The organism is Citrobacter sp. wls757, assembly GCF_005280935.1.
Classification (GTDB): Bacteria; Pseudomonadota; Gammaproteobacteria; order Enterobacterales; family Enterobacteriaceae; genus Citrobacter; species Citrobacter portucalensis.
This window is the reverse complement of sequence record NZ_SZWU01000039.1, coordinates 52678-56137: the sequence shown is the minus strand read 5'-3', so window position 1 is coordinate 56137 and position 3460 is coordinate 52678. Positions and strand designations below refer to the sequence as shown.

Genomic DNA, 3460 nt, shown 5'->3' with positions numbered 1-3460 from the left:
GCGGCGGGCGTGCGCTGGAACAGCCAGGCGGAGAATGCTTCATCGTTGACCAGCGCGGTGGTCATGTCGGTGGCGAAATAGCCGGGAGCAATGCCATTGACCTGAATATTGTATTCCGCCAGTTCCACGCACATGCCACGGGTTAACATTTTGACCGCACCTTTTGACGCCGCGTATGGAGTAATGGTTTTACGACCTAATTCGCTTTGCATTGAGCAGATATTAATAATCTTCCCGCGGCGGCGTTGCACCATGTAGCGGGAAACCTGCTGCGACACCAGAAAGACCGATTTCTGGTTTACATCAATCACTTTGTCCCATTCAGCCTCCGGGAATTCGGTGAAGGGAAAACGACGCTGAATTCCGGCGTTGTTAATTAAAATATCAATGGCCCCAACTTCCTTTTCGATTTGCGCGATGGCGCGCGCAACCTCTTCCCCGTTGGTGACATCAAATCCATAGCCAACGGCGCGATAGCCTTCGGCAACCAGTTTGTCCGCCGCCGCCTGAGCGCGCTGCTGGGTAATATCGTTAATCACAATCTCAGCACCGTGCGCCGCCAGACCGTTGGCCAGCAGGTTACCAATGCCCTGAGCGGAACCGGTAATCAGCGCGCGTTTACCGGTCAGGTCGAATAGGTTCTTCATAAAAAACTCCTTTTTTAATAACTGTTACGCGTAACTGTATACGCGTAACAGTAGAAAAAAGAAGATCCAGGAAGAGGAAAATGATCGTTATGTGATCAACATTGCATTTACGTGCAAGATGAAAAAAAGAGGGATTGGCCTGATAAGCGTAACGCGATCAGGCCGTAAGGACAGGTTGCCGGATGGCGGCGTAAACGCCTTATCCGGCCTACAAAAACGACAAAAGCGAATACGAAATGTCGTCCGGTCGAGCACTGCAACGCCGGGACTGCACCGGACTAAACATCCTTCACCCGACCAGTCATCCACAGCGTCACCACCGAAATCACCGCAATCACCCAATAGACGGCATAGTGACCGTAGCTTTGCGCAACAGCCCCCTGAATCACCCCTGCCAGAATGACTCCCGTTGAAATACTGTTGGTAAATAATGTGGTCGCTGATCCCGCACGTCCGGGCATCAGATCCTGAAACCACAGCATGCCTATCCCGGCGATAATACCGATAAATACCGCGTTAAACAGTTGCAGCACCAGCAGCGCCGTACGGCTGTGAAAGAAGATCAAACCAAGATAAAACAGCACGCCTGCCGCGACGGCCGCGATCATCATTCGCCGTTTGCCAAAGCGCTTCACGTAATAGCCCGCAAGAATCATCGCCGGAATTTCCAGTCCAGCCGCCGTCCCCATTAGAATCCCGGCCAGCTTGTCCGGCAAGCCCAGTTCGAGGCTTATCCACAGCGGCATATCGATGATGTACATGGTGTTGCAGGTCCACATCAGCGTGGAGGCAATAAACAACATGCGTACATTTTTGTCCTGCCAACCGCCGGTCTGTTCCAGCGGCACGTCTACAGGCTGCTCCACCCGAGCAACTGACGGCAGTATCAGCGCAATCAGCACCAGGCTAATGGCAAAAATCCCTGCGGCAATGGAAAACATCGCCGTAAAGCCGTAATTCAGCGCCAGCATAAAAGCCAGCGGTGGGCCAATTACCCAGGCCAGTGAAAGCTGCGCACGCATCACCGAGCTAAACATCACCACTTCACGCGCGGAGTTATCAGCATATTCCCGCGCCAGCGCAAACAGCTGCGGCATGGCGGTGTTCGCCAGCGAGGCCAGCAGCACACCGCAGGTGATCAGCGTAAGATAGTGACGATTAAAGGCAAACAGCAACGCATTGCCAATTGCCATCAGGCAGCAGAACATGATCAACTTACGTCGATCGCCCTGGCTGTCGGATCGTTTCGCGAGGCCAAGGCTGACGACGATCCCGACAATCGCATTGACGGTGTAAAACAGCCCGACCCAAAATGGCTGCGCCCCGACTTCACGGCTCAGGAACAGACTCAGCGTGGGTGCCTGCAATGCCCCCGCCACGCCCATCATAAAAGCGACCAGCATAAATGCCGCGTAAACGCCGTTGAGGCGCCGTCCCATGGTCATAATCCAGAGCATTGTTATCCCTATTGGCTGGGCTGATACGAAAAAAGCCAGCAGAAAAAATCTGCTGGCGGGTGATTTTACACCAATACTCAGTCACACATGATGTCTGCAATTTCCAATTCAGGAGTCAGATGTCATCTCCCACTGCATCAGCTCTTCGAGCATCTTTAAGCGCTGCGGGGCACTCAGGCAAGCCAACCAGGACGATTTTTCTGTCGCGGTAAAGTACTTCAACCAGAACTGACGCATAGATGACCCCTTCGTTGTCTCATCGCTTCATCGGAATCTATTATTGGCTTAATATAGGGATTATAAAATTGCTGAGTTTTCCGCAGGAGTTCCCCTTTTATGTCTTCTGGTCGTTTGCAACAACAGTTCATCCGTCTGTGGCAATGCTGTGACGGCAAGACGCAAGACACGACGCTCAACGAGCTGGCGGATCTGCTGAGCTGCTCGCGTCGCCATATGCGTACGCTGCTTAATACCATGCAGGATCGTGGCTGGTTAACGTGGGAAGCTGAAGTTGGACGAGGCAAACGCTCGCGACTGACATTCCTCTATACCGGGCTGGCGCTCCAGCAGCAGCGCGCGGAAGACCTACTGGAACAGGATCGCATCGATCAACTGGTGCAGCTTGTCGGTGACAAAACGGCCGTACGGCAAATGCTGGTCTCCCACTTGGGCCGCAGCTTTCGCCAGGGTCGGCATATCATGCGCGTTCTCTATTATCGCCCGATGCACAACCTGCTCCCCGGTACAGCATTACGCCGCTCCGAAACCCATATCGCCCGCCAAATCTTCAGTGCCTTAATTCGGGTAAATGAGGAAAATGGGGAACTGGAAGCGGACATTGCCCATCACTGGCAGCAAATTTCACCTTTGCATTGGCGGTTCTTCCTGCGCCCGGGGATCCATTTTCATCATGGCCGCGAGCTGGAAATGGAAGATGTTATCGCCTCGCTGAGGCGCATTAACGCCCTGCCGCTGTACTCACACATCACGCAGATCGTCTCTCCCACGGCCTGGACGCTGGATATCCATCTGGCCCAGCCAGATCGCTGGCTTCCCTGGCTATTGGGGCAGGTCCCCGCCATGATCCTGCCGCGAGAATGGGAAACGCTAAACAACTTCTCCAGTCACCCGATTGGTACCGGTCCGTATGCGGTAATGCGCAACACCAATAACCAACTGAAAATTCATGCATTTGATGATTACTTTGGCTACCGGGCCTTGATCGACGAAGTTAACGTTTGGGTATTACCCGATATCGGAGAAGAACCGGGCGGCGGGTTGACGCTAAAAGGCCCCACAGAGGATGAAAAGGCGATCGAAAGCCGCCTCGAAGAAGGTTGCTACTACCTGTTGTTT

General features: G+C 53.5%; 4 protein-coding genes. 1 reads left to right on the top strand and 3 read right to left on the bottom strand.

Annotated features, from left to right (window positions below; genetic code table 11):
* From FDW94_RS10835 to sgrT, 3 genes are all read right to left on the bottom strand, one after another.
* Positions 1–647 (bottom strand): SDR family NAD(P)-dependent oxidoreductase (locus FDW94_RS10835; RefSeq protein WP_249358417.1); only part of this gene is annotated, 647 nt, incomplete at its 3' end.
* A gap of 278 nt (positions 648–925) precedes the next feature.
* Positions 926–2104, bottom strand: a complete 1179-nt coding sequence (locus FDW94_RS10830) for a sugar efflux transporter (RefSeq protein ID WP_003829576.1) — start codon at positions 2102–2104, stop codon at positions 926–928.
* A gap of 108 nt (positions 2105–2212) precedes the next feature.
* Positions 2213–2341 carry a glucose uptake inhibitor SgrT gene (gene sgrT, locus FDW94_RS10825; RefSeq protein WP_020996233.1) on the bottom strand — a complete coding sequence of 43 codons (129 nt, stop codon included), beginning with the start codon at positions 2339–2341 and terminating at the stop codon, positions 2213–2215.
* A gap of 99 nt (positions 2342–2440) precedes the next feature.
* Between sgrT and sgrR the strand changes: the two genes are divergently transcribed.
* The coding region (gene sgrR / locus FDW94_RS24105) for an HTH-type transcriptional regulator SgrR (RefSeq protein ID WP_249358414.1) at positions 2441–3460 on the top strand (1020 nt) is incomplete at its 3' end.